Below are 19,598 nucleotides of genomic sequence, written 5' to 3'. Positions count from 1 at the left end.
GGATTGCCACGGTCACCCGAACGGGTAGGGAAAGCCCATGACCGCCTACGGCTTCCACGCCTCCCACGAACAGGTTCCGCCCGACGTCCTCCTCGCCGCCGTGCAGCACGCCGAGCAGGCGGGCTTCGGCGCCGCGATGTCCTCGGACCACCTGTCGCCGTGGAGCGCGCGCCAGGGCCAGTCGGCGTTCGCGTGGTCCTGGCTCGGGGCGGCGCTGCAGGCCACCTCGCTGCCGTTCGGCGTCGTGAACGCCCCCGGCCAGCGCTACCACCCGGTGATCATCGCGCAGGCCATCGGCACGCTCGGGGCGATGTACCCCGGCCGGTTCTGGGCCGCGCTCGGCACCGGCGAGGCCAGCAACGAGCACATCACCGGCGACGCCTGGCCCCGCAAGGACGTGCGCAACGCGCGGCTGCGCGAGTGCGTCGACATCATCCGGGCGCTGCTGCGCGGCGAGGAGGTCAGCCACGACGGGCTGGTCACCGTCGACCGGGCCCGGGTCTGGACGCGGCCGCCGGAGCCGCCGCCGCTGGTCGGCGCCGCCGTCAGCGTGGAGACGGCCGGCTGGTGCGGGGAGTGGGCCGACGGGCTGATCACGGTCAACGCGCCCGTCGAGCACCTGCGGCAGATGATCGACGCCTACCGCGGCGCCGGGGGCACGGGCCGGCTGCACCTGCAGGTCCACCTCAGCTGGGCGCCCGAGCAGGCCGAGGCCGAGGCGATCGCGCACGAGCAGTGGCGCAGCAACGTGTTCCCGCCGCCGGTCTGCTGGGACGTCGACAGCGCGGAGACCTTCGACGCGATCAGCGAGGACGTCACCGTCGAGCGCGTCGCGCAGACGGTGCACGTGTCGTCCGACCTGGGCCGGCACACCGAGATCCTCGCGGAGTACGCCGCACTGGGCTTCGACGAGATCGCGCTGCACCACGTCGGCCAGGAGCAGGAGCGCTTCATCGACGCCTTCGGCGCGAACGTCCTGCCCCAGCTCAAGGACGCCGGGTGAGCCGCCCCGGGGTGAACCTGAGCCGCGCCGCGGACCTGTGGTGGAAGAACGCGGTCGTCTACTGCCTCGACGTCGAGACCTTCGCCGACGGCAACGGCGACGGCTGCGGCGACCTGCGCGGCCTCATCCAGCACATCGACCACCTCGACCGGCTCGGCGTCACGTGCCTGTGGCTGATGCCCTTCTACCCGAGCCCGGACCGCGACGACGGCTACGACATCACCGACTTCTACGGCGTCGACCCGCGCCTGGGCACCTCGGGCGACCTCGTCGAGCTCGTCCGCACCGCCCGCGACCGCGGCATGCGCGTGATCGCCGACCTCGTCGTCAACCACACCTCGGCGCAGCACCCCTGGTTCCTCGACGCCCGCTCCAGCCGCGACTCCCGCTACCGCGACTGGTACGTCTGGCGCGACGAGCCGCCGGCCGATGCCGCCGAGGGCGTGGTGTTCCCCGACCAGGAGTCGAGCCTCTGGGAGTACGACAAGAAGACCAAGCAGTACTACCTGCACCAGTTCTACAAGCACCAGCCCGACCTCAACGTCGCGAACCCCGAGGTCCGCGACGAGATCGCGCGGATCATCGGCTACTGGACTCAGCTGGGCCTGTCCGGCTTCCGCGTCGACGCCGTGCCGTTCCTGCTGGAGACCGAGCGCGTGCAGGACACCGTCGCGCTGCCCGACCCGCACGACTACCTCGCCGACCTCTCGGCCTTCCTGCGCCGGCGCAACGGCGAGGCCGTGCTGCTCGGCGAGGTCAACCTCCCCTACCCCGACACCATGGCGTTCTTCGGCGCGCGGGACGGCGGCGGCAGCACCGACGAGCTGACGATGTGCTTCGACTTCATCGGCATGCAGCAGATGTACCTGTCGCTGGCCCGTGCCGACGCCGAGCCGCTGGCCGACGCCCTGCGGCAGCGCCCCGACCCGCCCGAGGACGGGCACTGGGCGACGTTCGTGCGCAACCACGACGAGCTGACGCTGGACAAGCTCACCGACGCCCAGCGCGCCGAGGTCTTCGCCGCGTTCGGCCCCGACGAGGACATGCAGGTCTACGGCCGCGGACTGCGCCGGCGGCTGCCGCCGATGCTCGACGGCGACGCCCGGCGCATCCGGATGGTCTACAGCCTGCTGTTCGCCCTGCCCGGCACCCCGGTCGTGTTCTACGGCGAGGAGATCGGCATGGGCGAGAACCTCGCGCTCGACGGGCGCTTCGCCGTCCGCACGCCGATGCAGTGGAGCCCGGAGCCGGGGGCGGGGTTCTCCACGGCCGACCCGTCGACGTTCCCGGGGCCGGTCGTCGAGGGCGCGTACGGGCCCGAGCACGTCAACGTGCGCGACCAGGTGCGCGACCACGACTCCCTGCTGTCGTGGTTCCGGCTGCTCGTCGACAGCTACCGCGCCTGCCCCGAGCTGGCCTGGGGCGCCTACACGGTCCTCGACCCCGGGCCCGACGCCCGCGCGGTGCTGGCCCACCGCTGCGACAGCGGCGAGCCCGGCGTCGGGTGCACGCTGATCGCGCTGCACCACTTCGCCGACGCCGACGTCGAGGCCGCCCCCGTGCTGCCCGAGCTCGCCGGCGTCACGCTGACCGACGTCCTCGACCCCGCGGCCGAGCCCGTGGTCGTCGGCGACGACGGCCGGCTCACCGTGCCGCTGGGCCCGTACGGCTGCCGGTGGCTGCGCGCGAGCTGACCGCGCCGGGGCTACTGGCAGAGTGATCTCCCATGACGGGGACGAGCAGCACGGTGGCAGTGGTGACGGGCGCGGCCCGCGGCTTCGGGCGCGAGATCGCGCGGCGGCTGGTGGCGCGCGGCCACCGGGTGGTGATCACCGACATCGACGCCGCGGCCGTCTCCGCCACGGCCGCCGAGCTGGGCGCCACCGGCCTCACCGCCGACGCCCGGCTCGCGGCCGACCACCGGCGGGTCGGCGCGGCGGCGGCCGAGCTCGGCACCGTGGGCGTCTGGGTCAACAACGCCGGCGTGCTGCGCGCGGGCAAGGTGTGGGAGCAGTCCGACGAGGACATCGCCCTCATGATCGACGCCAACCTGTACGGCGTCGTGCACGGCTCGCGCGTGGCCGTCGGCCTCATGCGCGAGCGCGGCGGGCACCTGCTCAACATCGCCTCGATGTCGGCGCACGGGCCGGTGCCCGGCCTCGCGGTCTACGCGGCGTCGAAGTCGGCCGTGCTCAACTTCACCACCAGCCTGCAGGGCGACCTCGACCTCGACCGCATCCCGGTCCGCGCCCACGCCCTGTGCCCCGACGCCGCCGACACCGCGCTGGTCCGGGCCGAGCAGGGCCACGCCGACACCGCGATCCTGCACTCGCAGAAGACGCTGCTCACGCCGGAGACCGTCGCGGACGCCGCGCTGGAGCTCCTCGACGGGAAGCGGGTGGTGCGCTCGCTGCCGCTGCGCCGCGCGGTGATGGCCCGTACCGGGTCGGTGGTGCCCCGCATCGCGCTGCCGGTGCTCGCGCGGATGCGGGCGCAGGGCGAGCGGCGGCGCGTCGCCGGCTCGTGACCCGCACCCCCGGCCGCCACGACCGCGACGCCGGCGGCGACCCCGCCCTGCTCGCCGCCAAGGCCGCGCTGCGCGAGGAGGTCTGGACCTCGCTCGTCGACGGGAAGGTCGCGCGCTTCCCCGGCGCACGGAACCGCATCTCCAACTTCACCGGCGCCGAGGCCGCGGCGCAGCGCCTGCGCGGGACCGACGCCTGGGCCGCGGCGCGCACCCTCAAGGCCAACCCCGACTCCGCGCAGCTGCCGGTCCGGCAGCGGGCGCTGGAGGACGGGCGCACCGTCTACATGGCCGTGCCCCGCCTGGCCGAGCCCGAGCCGTTCTTCCTGCTCGATCCCGCCCACCTCGCCGACCCCCCGCGCCGCGCCGCCTCGATCGCCGGAGCCACGCGCTCGGCCCGGCGGGTGGCGGTCGCCGAGCTCGAGCCGGTCGACCTCGTGGTCACCGGCTGCGTGGCCGTCGGCGAGGACGGGGCCCGGCTGGGCAAGGGCGGCGGGTTCGCCGACCTCGAGTTCGCCCTCGCCGCGGCCGCCGGGCTCATCGGGCCGCGCACGCTCGTCGTGACCACGGTGCACGAGCTGCAGGTCCGCCCGGCCGGGGTGGTCCCGACGGCCGGGCACGACGCGCCCGTCGACCTGGTCGTCACGCCGGACCGGGTGATCGACTGCCGCCCGCTCCGGGGCGACCGGCCGACCGGCGGCATCGCGTGGGCCGAGCTCACCGAGGAGAAGATCGCGGCGATCCCGCTGCTGGGCCGGCTGCGGCCGCGGTGAGCGCCGGACGTCAGCCGTCGGGGTAGGGCCACGAGTTCGGCGTGCAGCCGAGCAGGCCCTTGGTCTGCTGCTGCATCACCGGTGCCCGCTCGCCCGGCCCGGGGCAGGCCTCGTGGCCGTGGCCCAGGACGTGGCCGACCTCGTGGTTGACGAGGTACCGCCGGTAGCCGGTGCGGTCGTCGCCGTAGTCGGGGTGCGCGCCGACCCAGCGGAACAGCGTGAGCACGGCCCGCGAGCCGCTGCGGCACGACAGCCGCCCGTAGGTGACGAGCGGGCGGCACAGCGCGGCGGAGGTGTCGGGACTGGCCAGCACCACCACGACGTCGGCGTCGCCGTCGGTGCGCGCGAAGCTCATCGCGCCGCCGCGGCCCCAGCTGCGCGGGTCGTTCAGGGTGGCGAGCGCGAACTCGGCGAACCGCGCCCCGTCGACCGGCAGCCCGTCCTCGACCTCGACCCGGACCGTCCGCACCTCCCCCGGGCCCGGCGCGGGCACCGACCCGGCGACGACCGACAGCGCGCCCGTCCCGGACTGCGGCACCGTCATCTCGAGGATGCCGGCCGCGGCGTCGGCGGCGGGCGGGCCCACGGCGCCTGCGGCGACCGCAGCGGCGGCCACGACCGGAGCGACGGCCACGACCGGGGCGACGGGCGGGGACCCCGGTCCGGTCCCGACGGACACCTCGCCGACCGCCGCCGGCGCCTCGTCGTCGGGGAGCAGGCCCGGCACGGCCAGCAGCCCCACCCCCAGCGCGACCGCCGTGACCACGACGGCGACGCGCGACTCCGGCGCCCGCACCCGATCAGGGTCGCACGCACCGCGGCGGTTCGGCACGACGAACGCCCGGTCGGCGCCTACCGTGGAAGGTGACACACCGGGGGGCGGTGGTCAGGGGGTGGGCGCGGTGCGGACGTGGTGGCGGCCCGCCCTGCTCGTGGCCCTGGTGCTCGCCGCCGTCGTCGTGGCGCTCACCGTCGGCGTGCCCCCGCTGCCGGAGATCCGTGCGGCCGTCGCCGGCGCCGGGTGGGCCGGACCGGTGCTGTTCGCCGCGCTCTACGCCGGCCTGTCGCTGACGCCCGTACCGGCCACCGTCCTCAGCGTCGCCGCCGGGGTGCTGTTCGGGTGGGGCGTCGGCGTACCCGTCGTCATGGCGGGGGCGTTCACCGGGGCGGCGATCGGGTTCCTGCTGGCGCGCCACCTCGGCCGCGGCGTGCTCGACGGCGTCGGCGGCGAGCGGCTCGCCCGCCTCGACGCCCTGCTGCGCCGCCGCGGCCTCCTGGCCGTGCTCGTCGTGCGGATGGTGCCGGTCCTGCCGTTCGCCGTGATCAACATGGCGTGCGGGCTGTCGGCGCTGCGCACGCGCGACTACCTCGTCGGGTCGTTCCTGGGCATGCTGCCGGCCGTCACCGCGTTCGTCGGCATCGGCGCCTACGGCAGCGAGCCCGGCTCGCTGCCGTTCCTGGTCAGCGCGGGCGGGCTCGCCGTGCTGCTGGTGGGCGGCGCCGTGCTCGCGCGCCGGCGCCGCGCCCTCCGGTAGCGGTCGGTCGGACCCGGACCTCAGTCGTCCTCGTCGTCCTTGTCGCCGCCGCCCCACTCGCGGTCGGCCCGGTCGTTGGCCTCGGTGCGCTCGCGCGCGATCTCCAGCGCCCGCGCGGCCGTCTCCCTGTCGGGATAGGGCCCGAGGCGGTCGACCGCCCGCACCTCCTCGGCCTTGACGACCCGGCCGTCCTTGAGGCTGTAGTACCACTCCTCGTCGCTCATCGGTGCAGAATGCACCAATGGCGACGGCAGTGCTGATGGGCGGGCCGTGGGACGGGCACACCGAGGAGGTGGCGCTCGACGGGGAGGGGCGGCCGCCGCGGCTGCTCCCCCGCTTCCGGGACACGACGATCTACACCGAGGACACCGGACACATGCCGGTCCGCATCCCCGAGCGCGCCTACCGCCGGCGCGGGCCGCACCCGTCGGAGGCCGGCACCTGGGTCTACGAGCCGGACGTCGACGACCCGCTGGCCTGAGCGCCTACTGGGCGCCCGGGCGGACCAGCACGACGACCTCAGTGTCGGTCACCGACTGCACCCCGACGGCGAACCCCTGCACCTGGGTCTCCCCGCCGACGGGCACGGTCACGGTCTGCCCGGCCACCTGGATGGTCGCGGCGCCCGCGTCGACGCCGATCAGCTGCGCGGTGACGCCCAGCACCGACACCGACGCGTCGCCGCTGCGCGGGAAGGTGACGGTGCAGCCGTTCAGGCCGCAGTCGGTGTTCGAGCCGCCCGCGCCACAGCCGGTGGCGGTGAGCAGGACGACGAGGACGGCGAGGACGCCCCGGGCGATCGGGGACGTTCGGGTTCGGGACACCCCCGGAGGGTAGGACCCGGCGATCACCGGGCCGCGGCCAGGCGGGCGATCCCGTCGTGGATGCGGTCGGGCGTCTGCGCGGCGTAGCCCAGGACCAGGCCGGGCGGGCCGGGGGCGACGCGGTGGCGCGAGAGCGGGTGCACCACCACCCCGGCCGCGCGGGCGCGGTCGGCGAGCTCCCGGTCGTCGACGTCGCCGGGCAGGGTGACCAGCAGGTGCATCCCGGCGGCGACGCCGTGCACGCGCGCGTCGGGGAGGTGGCGGGCCAGCGCGGCGAGCATCGCGTCGCGCCGCGCCCGCTGGCGGGGCCGCACCCGCCGTACGTGGCGCTCCAGCTCCCCCGTCGCGACGAGCCGGGCCAGCACGAGCTGCGGCAGCACGGCGTTGCCCAGGTCGGAGTGGTACTTGAGCAGCGCGACCGGCTCCCGCAGCGGCTCGGGCAGGACCACCCAGCCCAGCCGCATGCCCGGCGCGAGCGTCTTCGACGTGCTCCCCACGTGCACGACCCGCGACGGCGCCAGCCCCTGCAGCGCGGGCACCGGGGCGCGGTCGTAGCGGTGCTCGGCGTCGTAGTCGTCCTCGACCACCAGCCCGCCGTCGGCCGCCCAGTCGAGCAGCGCGCGGCGCCGGTCGGGCGCCAGGACGACGCCGGTCGGGAAGTGGTGCGCCGGGGTGAGCAGGGCGACGGGCGCGCCGCTCGCGCGCAGCGCCGCCACGTCGACGCCGTGCCCGTCGACGGGCACCGGCACCGGCTCCACGCCCCAGAACGCGACCTCCTCGCGCGCCCCGACCGAGCCCGGGTCCTCGACGGCGATGGCGCGCACGCCCTGCCCGACCAGTGCCCGGGTGACGAGCGCGAGCGCCTGCGCGACGCCCGCGACGACCACGACGTCGTCGGGCGCGGCGCGCACCCCGCGGGTCCGGGCGAGCCATCCGGCGAGCTCGCGGCGCAGGACGGGATGGCCGCGGGGGTCGCCGTAGCCGAGGTCGGCGTTGTCCAGGTCGGCGAGCACGGCCCGCTCGGCGCGCAGCCAGGCCGCGCGCGGGAAGGCGGCGAGGTCGGGGACGCCGGGGGTGAGGTCGACGCGGTCGGCGGCGGCGGGCGGCGCCCCGGCCCGGTCCGGCACCGGCGACGGCCGCGCCGCGACCCGCGTGCCCGACGCCCCGGCGCCGTGCACCACCCCGGAGTCGACGAGCCGCTGGTAGGCGGCCACGACGACGCCGCGGGAGACGCCCAGGTCCTGCGCCAGCACGCGGCTGGCGGGCAGCCGCGCCCCGACCGGCAGCCGCCCGTCGGCCACCGCCGTGTGCACCTCGCCGGCGAGCCAGCCGGCGAGGTCACCGGGCGGCGCGAGCGCGCGGTCGAGCTGGAGGAAGTCGGCGCCGGGCATCTCGGTCCTCTCGATCAGGCCGTTCTTGGCCCTGTGCACCGGACCATACGGGCTGCAGGCTCGTCCCGTGAACGATCTCCGCGCCCTCGCACTCGGGGCCGTCGCCATGACCGCCGTCGGCAGCAGCGTCGCCGTCTCCGGTCTCCTGGTCGACGCGCCGTTCTGGACCGCCCAGGCCCTGCGCTACGCCCTCGCCACGCTCCTGCTCGTGCTGGCCGCGCGCCCGCTGGGGGTCCGCCTGCACCGGCCGCGCGGCGCGGAGTGGGCCTGGCTCGGCGGCGTCGCCGGCACCGGGCTCGTGCTGTTCAACCTCGGTCTCGTCCGGGGCGCCGAGCACGCCGAACCCGCCGTGCTGGGCGTCGCCGTCGCCTGCGTGCCGGTGGTGCTGGCCGTGCTCCGGGGCGGCGACCGGACCGCACCGCCCAGGCCGGTGCTGCTCGCCGGGGCCGTCGTCGTCGCGCTGGGCGCGGTGCTGGTGCAGGGCGGGGGCCGCACCGACGCCGCCGGCGTCGGCTGGGCCGTGCTCGTGCTGGCCTGCGAGGTCGGGTTCACCCTGCTCGCGGTCCCGGTGCTGGCCAGGCACGGCGCGGTCGGGGTGTCGGTGCACACCTGCGCGATCGCGGCGGTGGCGTTCGGCGGGATCGGCCTGGTCACCGAGGGTCCGGGCGCCGCGGTGGCGCTGCGCCCGGAGCACCTGGCCGCGTCGCTGCACCTCGCGCTCGTGGTCACCGCGCTGGCGTTCGTGCTCTGGTACACCTGCGTCGGCCGGGTCGGCGCCGGGCGCGCGGGCCTGCTGTGCGGGGTCGCGCCGGTGGCGGCCGCGGCCGGCGGCGTCGCCCTCGGCGGTCCGCTGCCGGGACCCCTGGTGTGGGTCGGGGTCGCGACGGTGGCCGCCGGGCTGGCGATCGGACTGCGCGGTCCGGCGGGGGCCGGCGCGGGTCAGTCGACCGTCAGCCACACCGCCGCGTCGACGGGGAGGACGTCGAGCAGCGCCTCGGTGGCCAGCAGGACCCGGCTGCCCGAGGGCAGCGGCACCGGCGAGGCCGACAGGTTGACCAGGCAGGTGAACCCGTCGCCGCGGGAGAACGCCAGCACGCCCGGCTCGGACGGCAGCCACTCCAGCGTGCCGTCGCCCAGCGCCGGGTGCTCGCGGCGCAGGGCCAGGGCCGCGCGGTAGAGCGTCAGCATCGACGCCGGGTCGCCGTCCTGCGCCTCGACGGTGACGGCGGCGAACCCCGCGGGCTGCGGCAGCCACGGCGCGGCGGTCGCACCCTCGGGGCTGAACCCGAACGGCGACGCCGTGCCCGACCACGGGATCGGCACCCGGCAGCCGTCGCGGCCGCGCTCGGTGTGCCCGGAGCGCTCCCACGTCGGGTCCTGCAGCACCTCGTCGGGCAGGTCCTCGACCTCCCACAGGCCCAGCTCGTCGCCCTGGTAGACGTACGCGCCCCCGGGCAGGGCGAGCATCAGCAGCGCCGCGGCGCGGGCGCGGCGGCGCCCCAGCGCGATGTCGAGCTCCTCGACGGGCGCGAGGTCGCCCAGCGCGTGACCCGTCGCCGGCGGGCGGCCCAGCCGCGAGACGTGCCGGACGACGTCGTGGTTGGACAGCACCCAGGTGGCCGGGGCGCCGACCCCGCCCATCGTCGCGAGCGAGTTGTCGATCACCTTGCGCAGCGCGTCGGCGTCCCAGGGGGCGCCCAGGTAGTCGAAGTTGAACGCGGTGTGCAGCTCGTCGGGGCGCAGGTAGCGCGACAGGCGCTCGGGCGTGGCCACCCACGCCTCCGCCACGAAGATCTTCGGGTCGGCGTAGGACTCGGCGACCCGGCGCCACCCCCGGTACACCTCGTGCACGCCGTCGAGGTCCCAGAACGGGTGCCCGCCGTCGCCGATGGTGTCCATCTGCCGGTCCGGGCCGACGTCGGGCAGCTCCTGGTCCTTGACCAGCGAGTGCGCCACGTCGATGCGGAAGCCGTCGACGCCGCGGTCGAACCAGAAGCGCAGGATCGACTCGAACTCCGTGCGCACCTCGGGGTGCTCCCAGTTCAGGTCGGGCTGCTTGACGTCGAACAGGTGCAGGTACCACTCCCCGTCGGGGGTCTGCTCCCACGCCGGGCCGCCGAAGACGCTGCGCCAGTCGTTGGGCGGAGCCTGGGTGCCGTCCGGACCGACGCGTCCGGGGCGGAACACGTACCGCTGCCGCTCGGGCGAGCCGGGGCCGGCGGCCAGTGCGGCGCGGAACCACTCGTGCTCGTCGGACGTGTGGTTGGGGACGATGTCGAGGATGACGCGCAGGCCCAGCGCGTGCGCCTCCTCGACGAGCGCGGCGGCGTCCTCGGCCGTGCCGAACGCGGGCTCGACGGCGCGGTAGTCGGCGACGTCGTAGCCGGCGTCGGCCATCGGCGAGGGGTACCAGGGGTTGATCCACAGCGCGTCGACCCCGAGGCCGTGCAGGTAGCCCAGCTTCGCGCGGATGCCGGCGATGTCGCCGAGGCCGTCGCCGGTGCCGTCGGCGAAGCTGCGGATGTAGAGCTGGTAGACCACGGCGTCGCGCCACCACGTGCGCGCCTCCGTCGTGGTGGCCGCCGTCGTCGCCGTGCTCATCGCGCTCCTCCGAACAGATCGTCCCGCGAGAGATCGTCCCGCGGATATATTCACCACCTTGCGATATTGTGCCGGAGCGCGTCAAGAGAGGTGGAGGCGGTGTCGGGGACCGACGTGGTGCGGCGGCTCAACACGCAGGCGGTGCTCGACGCGGTGCTCGACGCCGGGGCCTGCAGCGGCGCCGACCTGATGGCCCGCACGGGCCTGTCGCGCCCCACCGTGCACGCCGTGTGCGACGACCTGATCGGCCGCGGCTGGCTGGTCGAGCCCCCGCGCGGCGACGACGGCCCCGGGCGTCCCGGACGACCGGCCCGCCGCTACGCCCCCCGCCCCGGCGCCGGGTCCGTGCTCGCCGTCGACATGGGCGCGACGTCGGTGCGGGCCGTGGTCGCCGACCTCTCCGGCGCGCCGGTGGGCGAGGCCGGGGCCGCGTTCGCGCACCCGCACGTCGGCGCGGCCGAGCGACTCGACCTGACGCGCGCCACCTGCGCCCGCGCGCTCGACGCCGCCGGGGCCGCGGGCGGGCGGGTGCTCGGCACCGTCCTCGGGGTGCCCGCCCCCGTCGACGCCGACGGCCGCGCGTCCGCCGACGAGGCCTACCTCCCCGGGCTCGCCGCGCTCGACCTGCCCGCCGCGCTCGCGCCCGTCGTCGGGCGCGCCCGCGTGGAGAACGACGCCAACCTCGCGGTCGCCGGCGAGCGCTGGCGCGGCGTGGCCCGGGGCGTCGACGACGTCGTGCTCGTCCTCGCGGGCGAGCGCCTGGGCGCCGGGGTGTGCCTGGGCGGGCGGATCGTGCGCGGGCACCGCGGCGGCGTCGGCGAGATGGGGTTCCTCGACCTCGTCGACGGCGTCGGCGGCACCGCCGCGATCGGCAGCCTGGCCCGGCGCTGGGGCTCGGCCGAGCTCGGGCGGACGGTGCGGGCCGAGCAGGTCGTCGCGGCCGCCGGCGCGGGCGACGAGACCGCCCGGGGCGTCGTCGACGCCGTCGCGCGCCGGATCGCGCGGGCGCTGGCCGTGCTGGCCACGCTGCTCGACCCCGAGTTGCTCGTCGTCGGCGGGGCGGTGGCCGCGGCGGGCGAGGTCCTGCTGGCGCCGCTGCGCCGCGAGGTCGCGGGCCTCACCGAGCGTCCCGTGCGGCTGTCGGCGTCCGTGCTCGCCGACCGCGGGGTCGTGCTGGGCGCCGTCCGCACCGCCCTGGACGAGGTGCGGCCGCGGCTGCTCGACCTGCAGCCGGCCTGACCCCGCCCGTCTCAGCCGGTCAGCGCGTCGCGCAGGGCCTCGGTGTCGGGGTGGGCCGGGCCGAGCGCCGACTCGGCGTCGCGGGCGGCCCGGTCGAACTCCGACCGCGCCTCGACCGGGCGGCCCGCCGACTCCAGGCACTCGGCCAGCGCCCCGCGCAGGGCCACGGTGACCGGGTGCGCCGGGCCGCAGCCCTCCACCGCGTCGCGCAGCGCGGAGCCGAGCTCGGCGACGGCCGCGCGGGCGTCGCCGTCGTCGGCGTGGCTCAGGCCGGCGCCCAACCGCGAGGTGAGCGTGTGGGGGTGCGCGGCGCCGAGGACGCGGGTGCGGTGGGCGACCACGAGCGCGTAGTGCGCCAGCGCCTCGGCCGGGCGGCCCGCCGTGCGGTGGACCGCGGCGAGGACGTCGCGGGCGGTGAGCGCGACCGGGTGGTCCGGGCCCAGGGTGCGCTCGCGGTCCTCGAGCGTGTCGACCAGCAGCGGGATCCCGACCTCCGGGCGCCCGGCGGCCAGGTAGGCGACGGCGAGGTTGCCCTCGGCCACGAGCGCGTCCGGGTCGACCGGCCCCAGGCCGTGCACCGCCTCGGCGACGGCCTGCTCCAGCACCGGCACCGCCTCGTCCGCACGCCCGGCCGCGACCAGCGCCGCCCCGGCGTCGTGCCGCTCGCGCAGGTGCCGGCGGTCGGTCCACGCGGTCGGGTCGGCGGCGCGGCGGCGCAGCACCGCGCTCTCCACGAGCAGCCGCGAGCCGGTGAAGCGGCCGCCACCGGGCATCGGCAGGACCGGGGTGCGGGCCAGCGCGGTGACGACGGCGCCGACGTCGGGCGGCAGCTCCGCCACCAGCTCGTCGACCAGGCCGGATCCGGTGACCAGCACGTCGTCGACGCCCGCGGCGAGCAGGCAGGCGACGGCCACCGCACCGGGCAGGTCGAACGAGCGGGGGTCGGCGGCCATCTGGTCGAGCTCCATCCGGGCGCGCCCGGCGCGCAGCGGGTCGGCCGCGGGCCAGCGCGGGGTCGGGCGCAGCCGCCGGGGCGCCTCGCGCCGGACCACCCCGGCCTCGACGAGCTCCTCGGCGACCCGGTCGTGGACGACGCCGCCCAGCGCCGAGGACCAGGAGCGCAGGTCGCGCGCCGCCCGCGCGTGGGCGACGGCCTCGACGACGAGGTCGCCGGTGGGGTCCCCGGCGCCGGGGCGCGGGGGGCGCCGCGCGGTGACGGCGAGGCCGTCGCCGTCGAGCGCGAGCCGGCCGGCGACCACGAGCGCGCACACCTGCGCGGAGAACAGCGCCCCGCACACGACGGCGTGCGGGGCCGCGGGCCGGCCCGTGACCGGCTCGTGCAGCACCGTGAACAGGTTGGGGACGAGGTCGGTGTGCTTCATGCGCTCGGGGGAACCTACGCCGGGCCGGTCACGCGACGGACACGGCGGCCGGCGTCCGGAGGGGAGGCGCCGGCCGCCGGTGCTCAGGCGCCCTGCGCGCGGCCGTGGCGACGGCGGGCGAGCTCGGCAATGCCGTGCAGGGCGCACGGCCAGTGGGTGCCGGGCAGCCCCGTGCCGCCCTGCGTGCACGTGCGACACCGACCTGTCCGATCGGGGAGGTGCAGCGCCAGCAGGCGCTCCCACACCTGGACCATCGGGGCCAGCTCGTCGGCGAGGCCGAAGTGCTGGGGGCTGGTGAGAGCGGCCGCGGCGGGGTCGACCAGACCCGGCAGCGGCGTGACGGTGGCCCCGGCCTCCGACGGGGCGGCGGCCTGCCGCGGTCGTCCGACCGGCGGATCCGCACCCCATGACCTGTTCATCGCCGTCTCCCCCGTCTGGCGCAGTGCCGCCGTGCTGTGTCGAACGCAACCTGATCGTGTCGGAACGAGCTTGCATCTGCAAGTGCTGGTGCGTGAACATCTGCACGTGCATCTGCAAGAGATACTCGCCTGGCGCAAGAGCTCCGCGAGCAACCCCTCCGGCAACTGCGTCGAGCTGGCGGCCATGGCCGACGGTGGCGTCGCGGTGCGCAACTCGCGCCATCCCGCGGGTCCGACGCTGGTCTACACTCGCGCCGAGATCGCGGCGTTCCTCGACGGCGTCCGCGCCGGGGAGTTCGACGACCTCGCCCACTAGGCGGTCCACCGGGGAGTGCGGGTGCACGACGACGCTCCACCCGCCGGCTCCGGACCCCCCGACTCCGGGCCCCCCGCGCTGCGCATCGCCCTCGGCGGGCAGCTGCGCCGCCTCCGCGAGGCCGCGGGCATCAGCCGCGAGGCCGCGGCCGGCACCCTGCGCACCTCCCCCGCCCGCATCGACGGCCTGGAGCTCGGCCGCGAGCTCGGCCGGGGCGGCTTCACCACCCGCGACGTCGACGACCTGCTGACCCGCTACGGCGTCGCGGACGACCGCTACCGGGCGCTGGCGCGCCGGGCCACCGAGCCGGACTGGTGGCAGAGCTACCACGACCTGCTGCCCGGCTGGGCCGAGACGTACGTCGGGCTGGAGCAGGCCGCGAGCCGCATCCGCACCTACGAGGTGCAGTTCGTGCCGGGCCTGCTGCAGACCGCCGACCACGCCCGCGCGGTCATCCGCCTGGTCTACGACCACGCCCCCGAGGTCGAGCGCCGCGTCGAGCTCCGGATGCGCCGCCAGGCGCTGCTCACCGCCCCCGGCGCGCCCGCGCTGCACGCCGTCGTCGACGAGGGGGCGCTGCGGCGCACGGTCGGCGGGCCCGCCGTGGCCCGCGCCCAGCTCGACCACCTCCTCGCGCTGTCGGAGCTCCCGCACGTGCGCCTGCAGGTGGCGCCGTTCCACTTCGGCGGGCACGCGGCGGCCGGCGGGCCGTTCACGATCCTCGGGTTCACCGAGCCCGACCTGGCCGACCTCGTCTACCTGGAGCAGCTCACCAGCGCGCTCTACCTCGACGCGCCGTCCGACGTCGCCCACTACGAGCGCGTCATGGACCGCCTCTGCACCCAGGTGGAGCCGGTCGGGCGAACGGGCGCGATCCTCGCCTCGATCCGGGCGGAGCTGTAGCCCTGCGCAGGCGTCCGGCGTCCCCGCTCCCCCAGCGGCTGGGTCTCGACCCGGTCCGCCTCCGCACGCCCGAGGACGGGCGCTGGGCGACGATGCGCGACCACCTCGTCGAGCGGCTGCCCCGCGTGCCCGCCGAGCGGGTCGACGCGATGCTGGCCGAGCGCCGCGTCGTCGACGCCGACGGCCCGCTCGGCCCCGACTCCCCCTTCCGCCCCGGCACCTACCTGTGGTTCCACCGCGACCTGCCCGAGGAGGTCCCCGTGCCGTTCGGCATCGGGATCGTGCACCGCGACGACGACCTGCTCGTCGTCGACAAGCCGCACTTCCTCGCCACCATCCCGCGCGGGCGCCACGTCGCCGAGACCGCGCTGGTGCGGCTGCGCCGCGACCTCGACATGCCCGAGCTCAGCCCCGCGCACCGCCTCGACCGCGTGACCGCCGGGCTGGTGATGTTCGTGGTCCGCCGCGAGCGCCGCGGGGCCTACCAGACGCTGTTCCGGGACCGGCGCGTCCACAAGGTCTACGAGGCGGTGGCCCCGCACGACCCGGAGCTGCGGCTGCCGCTGACCGTCCGCAGCCGGATCGTCAAGGAGCGCGGGGAGGTGCAGGCGCGGGAGGTCGACGGCCCGCCCAACGCCGAGACGCTCGTGGAGCGGGTGGAGGTCCGCGGCGGCCTCGCGCGCTACCGGCTCACCCCGCGCACCGGGCGCACGCACCAGCTGCGGCTGCACATGTCCGGCCTCGGCGTGCCGATCCTGCACGACGACTTCTACCCCGAGGTGCACGAGCAGGCCCTCGACGACTTCAGCCGCCCGCTGCAGCTGCTCGCGGCCGAGCTCTGCTTCACCGACCCGATCACCGGACGGGAGCGGCGGTTCACCAGCGGGCTGCGCTTGCGGGACCTGCCAGACTCCGCCCCATGACGATGCAGGTCCCGCGGTTCTTCGTCCGCCAGAAGGTCACGATGATGGTCAACCGCTACCTCGTGTTCGCGGCGAACCCGGACGGCACCGAGGGGCAGCTCATGGCCTTCGCCGAGCAGAAGCGGATGAAGCTGAAGGAGGAGGTCGTCTTCTTCACGGACGAGTCGAAGCAGCGCCGCGTGTTCTCCTTCAAGGCCCGCCAGCGGATGGACGTGCGGGCCGAGCACGACGTGCTCGACGAGGCCGGCCGCCCGCTGGGGTGGTTCAAGAAGGAGTTCGCGGCCAGCCTGCTGCGCTCCACGTGGGCGCTCGGCGCCCCCGGGCTCGACGCGCGCGGCCGGGAGCGCCGGCCCGTGATCGCGGTGCTGCGCCGGGTGTGGACGGTGATCCCGTACGTGGGCGACGTGTGGGTGCCCTTCGTCTTCCACTTCGACTTCGTCGACTCCACCACGGGCGCACCCGTGCTCACGAGCGAGCGGCAGCGCGCGATCCGCGACCACTACGCGGTCACCGTGCACGACTCCCGCCTGGACTTCCGGGTGGCGGCGTCGATGGCCGTGGCGCTGGACGCGCTGCAGAGCCGCTGAGCACCCCCGCGCCCACCGGCCGTCCACCCGTGCCGAGCGGCCCGCAGCCGTCCCCCACCACCCTTTCGGGTGATCGTGGGGGCCGCCGGACTCACCACCGGCGCCGCGCGCCGCAGGGTGGGTCCGATGACGTCAACCGAACGGGCCCCCCGAGCGAAGTCCACAGCATGACGAAGTACCGGCCATGACCGCCTCGCCGCACCCCGCCGTGCACGCGCTGCGCTCCGCCGTGCCCGCATCCGGGGTCGCGGCCGTCACCGCCTTCCTCCTCCTGGTCGGCCTGACGACGGCGCTCGACGGCGAGGCGCAGCAGTACGCGGGCAACCTCGGCGTGCTGCTGTTCGCGGGGGCGGCCGTGGCGGGCTGCGCCCGGGCCTCGCGACGCTCGCGCGGGCGCACCCGGCAGGGGTGGGCGGCCCTGGCCGTCGCGGCGGCCTCCTGGGGCCTCGGGCAGGTCGTCTGGACCGTCCTGGAAGCGCTCGGGATCACCACGCCCTTCCCGTCGTGGGCCGACATCGGCTACCTCGGCTTCCCGACCGCGGCGCTGGTCGGGTTCGCGCTGCTCTCGCCCAACTCCGGCGGCCTCGCGACCTCCCGGCGCGTGCTCGACGCGCTGACGATCGGCTGCGGCCTCGGGCTCGTCGCCTGGTTCACCGTCGTCACCTCGGTCGCGGAGAACCGCCCCCTCGCCGACACCGCCGTCGCGCTGGCCTACCCGATCGCCGACGTCGTGCTGTGCACCGTCACCGTCCTGACCCTCGCCCAGACCCGCGAGAAGCCGCTGCTCTGGACGCTGCTCGGGCTGTCGATGGCCGGGATGACCACGTCGGACGTGATGTTCTCCTACGCCACGGCCGACGGCACCTACCTCACCGGCTCGCCCGTCGACTGGGGCTGGTGGGCGGCGTTCCTGCTCCTCGGCACGGCCGGGTCGCTCATCACCGGGGCGCGCCAGACGCCGCGGCCGCCGGTGCGCCCGACCGTCGCGCGGGCCGGGCTGCTCCCCTACCTCCCGCTGGGCGCCGCGGTCGTCGTCGCCTCCGCCCAGTCGGCGTCGGGCCGCACGCTCGGGCCGTTCGCGGTCGGGCTGATCTCGGCGCTGGTCGCGCTCGTCCTGATCCGCCAGTACGCCACCATCCGCGACAACGAGGCGCTGGCCCGGACCGTCCAGGAGCGCGAGAACGAGCTCCACGACCTGGCGTTCCACGACGGGCTCACCGGCCTGGCCAACCGGGCGCTGTTCCTGGACCGCCTCGGCCACGCCCTCGACCTCTCGGCCCGCGACCAGCGGCCCGTGTCGGTGGTGTTCCTCGACCTCGACGGCTTCAAGTCCGTCAACGACAGCCTGGGCCACGCCATGGGCGACGCGCTGCTCGTGCGGGTCGCCGAGCGCCTGCGCGGGCGGGTGCGCGCCGCCGACACCCTCGCGCGCCTGGGCGGCGACGAGTTCGCGGTGCTGGTGGAGCAGGGCCCGCTCGACGGGCACGACGCCACCACCGTCGCGCGGTCGCTGCTCGAGGCGTTCGCCGCGCCGTTCCAGATCGACGGGCGCACGGTCACGGTGTCGGCGAGCATCGGCGTCGCGACCGAGGAGCCCGGCGCCGACCCGCCCGGTCCCGAGCAGGCCGCCACGCTGCTGCACCGCGCCGACGTGGCGATGTACGCGGTCAAGGACGCCGGCCGCGGCGGCGGGGTCCTCGTGCACTCGCCGTCGCTGGGCCGGGGGAACCGCCGGGACGGCCACGCGCTGCACCGGGCCTTCGCCGACGCGCTCGACCAGGGTCTGGTGCGCCCGGTGTTCCAGCCGGTCGTCGATCCGGCCACGGGGCGCATCGGGGCGCTGGAGGCGCTCGCCCGGTGGACGCACGAGGGCGTCGAGGTCCCGCCCACGACGTTCGTGCCGCTCGCCGCGCGCGCCGGGCTGTCCGAGCACCTCACGCGGCTGATGCTGGAGCAGTCCTGCGCGCAGCTCGCGCAGTGGAGCCGGGCGCTCGGGCACCGCAGGCTGCGGGTGGCCGTCAACGTCGACCCGACGGAGCTGACCGACGCCGCGATGCCCGCCCGCGTCGCCGAGCTGTTCGCCCGCCACGACCTCGCCCCGGGCCAGCTCGCGCTGGAGATCACCGAGAGCACGATGACCTACCGCCCGGAGACGGCGCTGGACGTGCTCAACGACCTGCGCGCCGTCGGCGTCCGCCTCGCCCTCGACGACTTCGGCACCGGCTACTCGACGCTCGCGCGCCTGTCCAGCACGCCCGTCGACACCGTGAAGATCGACCGCTACTTCGTCGCCGACATCGACCACGACGCGCAGCGCAAGCGCTTCCTCGTGGGGCTGTTCGAGCTCACCCGCCACCTCGGGCTGCGCACCGTCGCCGAGGGCGTCGAACGACCCGGGCAGCTCCAGGAGCTGTGCCGCGTGGGCTGCGACCTGGTGCAGGGCCACCTGATCGGGCGCCCGGCGTCCGCCGAGGAGCTGACGCCGGTGGTGCTCGCCGAGCAGCCCGTCATCGACACGGACCTGCTCGGTCGCGTGGGGTGACCGGCCGCTACTCGAACCGGGACGGGTCGCCCGCTCCCACGCGGACGATCTCCGGCTCGGAGCCGGACAGGTCGACGACCGTGGTCGGCTCGGTGCCGCACTCCCCCGAGTCGATGACGGCGTCGACGGCGTGGTCGAGCCGCTCCTTGATGTCCCAGCCCTGCGTCATCGGCTCCTCCTGGTCGGGGAGCAGCAGGGTGGACGACAGCAGCGGCTCGCCCAGCTCGGCCAGCAGCGCCTGGGTGACGACGTGGTCGGGGATGCGCACGCCGACGGTCTTCTTCTTCGGGTGCAGCAGCCGGCGCGGCACCTCCTTGGTGGCCGGCAGGATGAACGTGTACTGGCCCGGCGTCGCCGCCTTCACCGACCGGAACACGGCGTTGCTGATCTGCACGAACTGGCCCAGCTGCGCGAAGTCGGCGCAGACCAGCGTGAAGTGGTGGCGGTCGTCGAGCTGGCGGATCTCGCGGATCCGGTCGAGCCCCTTGGCGTTGCCGAGCTGGCACCCCAGCGCGAAGCAAGAGTCGGTGGGGTAGGCGATCAGGCCGCCGTCGCGCACGACGTCGGCCACCTGGGTGATCGCCCGCCGCTGCGGGTCGACGGGGTGCACATCGAAGTAGCGGGCCATCCGGGCAG

Annotated in this window: 20 protein-coding genes; 12 read left to right on the top strand and 8 right to left on the bottom strand. The window is 76.2% G+C overall.

The window, feature by feature from the left end; genetic code table 11:
• Positions 1-37: 37 nt before the first annotated feature.
• From HOP40_RS23020 to HOP40_RS23005, 4 genes are read left to right on the top strand one after another with little or no spacing between them, the layout of a single operon-like run.
• Positions 38-1,003 carry a TIGR03885 family FMN-dependent LLM class oxidoreductase gene (locus tag HOP40_RS23020; RefSeq protein WP_172161873.1) on the top strand — a complete coding sequence of 322 codons (966 nt, stop codon included), beginning with the start codon at positions 38-40 and terminating at the stop codon, positions 1,001-1,003.
• The gene (locus tag HOP40_RS23015) at positions 1,000-2,697 is read left to right on the top strand and encodes an alpha-amylase family protein (RefSeq protein WP_240157219.1); all 1,698 of its coding nucleotides are present in this window, start codon (positions 1,000-1,002) and stop codon (positions 2,695-2,697) included. Before HOP40_RS23020 ends, HOP40_RS23015 begins: the two co-directional genes overlap by 4 nt.
• A 32-nt stretch (positions 2,698-2,729) precedes the next feature.
• Positions 2,730-3,530 carry an SDR family NAD(P)-dependent oxidoreductase gene (locus HOP40_RS23010; protein ID WP_172161871.1) on the top strand — a complete coding sequence of 267 codons (801 nt, stop codon included), beginning with the start codon at positions 2,730-2,732 and terminating at the stop codon, positions 3,528-3,530.
• Positions 3,527-4,300: a 5-formyltetrahydrofolate cyclo-ligase gene (locus tag HOP40_RS23005; RefSeq protein WP_240157218.1), complete on the top strand. Its 774-nt coding sequence runs from the start codon at positions 3,527-3,529 to the stop codon at positions 4,298-4,300. The genes HOP40_RS23010 and HOP40_RS23005 overlap by 4 nt, the downstream gene beginning before the upstream one ends.
• A 10-nt stretch (positions 4,301-4,310) precedes the next feature.
• Here HOP40_RS23005 and HOP40_RS23000 read toward each other — a convergent pair whose 3' ends face one another.
• On the bottom strand, positions 4,311-5,096 hold the full coding sequence (locus HOP40_RS23000; RefSeq protein ID WP_240157217.1) for a DUF3152 domain-containing protein: 786 nt from the start codon (positions 5,094-5,096) through the stop codon (positions 4,311-4,313).
• Positions 5,097-5,202: 106 nt separating this feature from the next.
• On the opposite strand from HOP40_RS23000, the gene HOP40_RS22995 reads away from it, so the two are divergent.
• Positions 5,203-5,835 carry a TVP38/TMEM64 family protein gene (locus tag HOP40_RS22995; protein WP_172161869.1) on the top strand — a complete coding sequence of 211 codons (633 nt, stop codon included), beginning with the start codon at positions 5,203-5,205 and terminating at the stop codon, positions 5,833-5,835.
• 20 nt (positions 5,836-5,855) lie between these two features.
• Here the strand turns inward: HOP40_RS22995 and HOP40_RS22990 are convergent, their stop codons facing one another.
• Positions 5,856-6,059 (bottom strand): hypothetical protein, encoded by a 204-nt coding sequence (locus HOP40_RS22990; RefSeq protein WP_172161867.1) that lies wholly within the window; start codon positions 6,057-6,059, stop codon positions 5,856-5,858.
• Positions 6,060-6,076: 17 nt separating this feature from the next.
• Here HOP40_RS22990 and HOP40_RS22985 point away from each other — a divergent pair, with 17 nt between their 5' ends.
• Positions 6,077-6,316, top strand: a complete 240-nt coding sequence (locus tag HOP40_RS22985) for a hypothetical protein (protein ID WP_172161865.1) — start codon at positions 6,077-6,079, stop codon at positions 6,314-6,316.
• Between the two features lie 4 nt (positions 6,317-6,320).
• Here HOP40_RS22985 and HOP40_RS22980 read toward each other — a convergent pair whose 3' ends face one another.
• The 3 genes from HOP40_RS22980 to HOP40_RS36055 form a co-directional block, all read right to left on the bottom strand.
• Positions 6,321-6,659: a hypothetical protein gene (locus HOP40_RS22980; protein WP_172161863.1), complete on the bottom strand. Its 339-nt coding sequence runs from the start codon at positions 6,657-6,659 to the stop codon at positions 6,321-6,323.
• A gap of 23 nt (positions 6,660-6,682) precedes the next feature.
• On the bottom strand, positions 6,683-8,089 hold the full coding sequence (gene pdxR, locus HOP40_RS22975; protein ID WP_240157216.1) for a MocR-like pyridoxine biosynthesis transcription factor PdxR: 1,407 nt from the start codon (positions 8,087-8,089) through the stop codon (positions 6,683-6,685).
• Positions 8,090-8,989: 900 nt separating this feature from the next.
• Positions 8,990-10,651 carry a glycoside hydrolase family 13 protein gene (locus tag HOP40_RS36055; RefSeq protein WP_172161861.1) on the bottom strand — a complete coding sequence of 554 codons (1,662 nt, stop codon included), beginning with the start codon at positions 10,649-10,651 and terminating at the stop codon, positions 8,990-8,992.
• Positions 10,652-10,750: 99 nt separating this feature from the next.
• Here HOP40_RS36055 and HOP40_RS22960 point away from each other — a divergent pair, with 99 nt between their 5' ends.
• A complete protein-coding gene (locus HOP40_RS22960) occupies positions 10,751-11,890 on the top strand; it encodes an ROK family transcriptional regulator (RefSeq protein ID WP_172161859.1) in 1,140 nt (379 codons plus the stop codon).
• Positions 11,891-11,901: 11 nt separating this feature from the next.
• Here the strand turns inward: HOP40_RS22960 and HOP40_RS22955 are convergent, their stop codons facing one another.
• Both HOP40_RS22955 and HOP40_RS36050 read right to left on the bottom strand, forming a co-directional pair.
• On the bottom strand, positions 11,902-13,272 hold the full coding sequence (locus HOP40_RS22955) for a tetratricopeptide repeat protein (protein ID WP_172161857.1): 1,371 nt from the start codon (positions 13,270-13,272) through the stop codon (positions 11,902-11,904).
• A gap of 83 nt (positions 13,273-13,355) precedes the next feature.
• Positions 13,356-13,691 (bottom strand): hypothetical protein, encoded by a 336-nt coding sequence (locus tag HOP40_RS36050; protein WP_240157215.1) that lies wholly within the window; start codon positions 13,689-13,691, stop codon positions 13,356-13,358.
• A gap of 106 nt (positions 13,692-13,797) precedes the next feature.
• On the opposite strand from HOP40_RS36050, the gene HOP40_RS36045 reads away from it, so the two are divergent.
• The 5 genes from HOP40_RS36045 to HOP40_RS22930 all read left to right on the top strand — a co-directional run bounded on the left by HOP40_RS36045 (position 13,798) and on the right by HOP40_RS22930 (position 18,962).
• Positions 13,798-14,007 (top strand): DUF397 domain-containing protein, encoded by a 210-nt coding sequence (locus tag HOP40_RS36045; protein WP_226370405.1) that lies wholly within the window; start codon positions 13,798-13,800, stop codon positions 14,005-14,007.
• Between the two features lie 21 nt (positions 14,008-14,028).
• Positions 14,029-14,910 carry a helix-turn-helix domain-containing protein gene (locus HOP40_RS22945; RefSeq protein WP_205346883.1) on the top strand — a complete coding sequence of 294 codons (882 nt, stop codon included), beginning with the start codon at positions 14,029-14,031 and terminating at the stop codon, positions 14,908-14,910.
• 2 nt (positions 14,911-14,912) lie between these two features.
• The gene (locus tag HOP40_RS22940) at positions 14,913-15,833 is read left to right on the top strand and encodes an RluA family pseudouridine synthase (RefSeq protein WP_172168914.1); all 921 of its coding nucleotides are present in this window, start codon (positions 14,913-14,915) and stop codon (positions 15,831-15,833) included.
• Positions 15,830-16,420, top strand: a complete 591-nt coding sequence (locus HOP40_RS22935) for an LURP-one-related family protein (RefSeq protein ID WP_172161851.1) — start codon at positions 15,830-15,832, stop codon at positions 16,418-16,420. Before HOP40_RS22940 ends, HOP40_RS22935 begins: the two co-directional genes overlap by 4 nt.
• A gap of 184 nt (positions 16,421-16,604) precedes the next feature.
• Positions 16,605-18,962: a putative bifunctional diguanylate cyclase/phosphodiesterase gene (locus HOP40_RS22930; RefSeq protein ID WP_172161849.1), complete on the top strand. Its 2,358-nt coding sequence runs from the start codon at positions 16,605-16,607 to the stop codon at positions 18,960-18,962.
• 7 nt (positions 18,963-18,969) lie between these two features.
• On the opposite strand, the gene HOP40_RS22925 is transcribed toward HOP40_RS22930, so the two are convergent.
• Positions 18,970-19,590 (bottom strand): L-threonylcarbamoyladenylate synthase, encoded by a 621-nt coding sequence (locus HOP40_RS22925; RefSeq protein WP_172161847.1) that lies wholly within the window; start codon positions 19,588-19,590, stop codon positions 18,970-18,972.
• Between the last annotated feature and the right edge of the window lie 8 nt (positions 19,591-19,598).

The organism is Pseudonocardia broussonetiae, from assembly GCF_013155125.1.
In the GTDB taxonomy this organism is placed as follows: Bacteria; Actinomycetota; Actinomycetes; order Mycobacteriales; family Pseudonocardiaceae; genus Pseudonocardia; species Pseudonocardia broussonetiae.
This window is presented reverse-complemented; position numbering and strand designations above follow the sequence as displayed.

What these genes read in the sequence shown, in the direction of transcription:
- HOP40_RS23020 (WP_172161873.1), top strand. Translation starts at nt 38, where the DNA reads ATGACCGCCTACGGCTTCCACGCCTCCCACGAACAGGTTCCGCCCGAC.
- HOP40_RS23010 (WP_172161871.1), top strand. Translation starts at nt 2,730, where the DNA reads ATGACGGGGACGAGCAGCACGGTGGCAGTGGTGACGGGCGCGGCCCGC.
- HOP40_RS22990 (WP_172161867.1), bottom strand. Translation starts at nt 6,059, where the DNA reads ATGAGCGACGAGGAGTGGTACTACAGCCTCAAGGACGGCCGGGTCGTC.
- HOP40_RS22985 (WP_172161865.1), top strand. Translation starts at nt 6,077, where the DNA reads ATGGCGACGGCAGTGCTGATGGGCGGGCCGTGGGACGGGCACACCGAG.
- HOP40_RS36055 (WP_172161861.1), bottom strand. Translation starts at nt 10,651, where the DNA reads ATGAGCACGGCGACGACGGCGGCCACCACGACGGAGGCGCGCACGTGG.
- HOP40_RS22955 (WP_172161857.1), bottom strand. Translation starts at nt 13,272, where the DNA reads ATGAAGCACACCGACCTCGTCCCCAACCTGTTCACGGTGCTGCACGAG.
- HOP40_RS36050 (WP_240157215.1), bottom strand. Translation starts at nt 13,691, where the DNA reads ATGAACAGGTCATGGGGTGCGGATCCGCCGGTCGGACGACCGCGGCAG.
- HOP40_RS22935 (WP_172161851.1), top strand. Translation starts at nt 15,830, where the DNA reads ATGACGATGCAGGTCCCGCGGTTCTTCGTCCGCCAGAAGGTCACGATG.
- HOP40_RS22930 (WP_172161849.1), top strand. Translation starts at nt 16,605, where the DNA reads ATGACCGCCTCGCCGCACCCCGCCGTGCACGCGCTGCGCTCCGCCGTG.
- HOP40_RS22925 (WP_172161847.1), bottom strand. Translation starts at nt 19,590, where the DNA reads ATGGCCCGCTACTTCGATGTGCACCCCGTCGACCCGCAGCGGCGGGCG.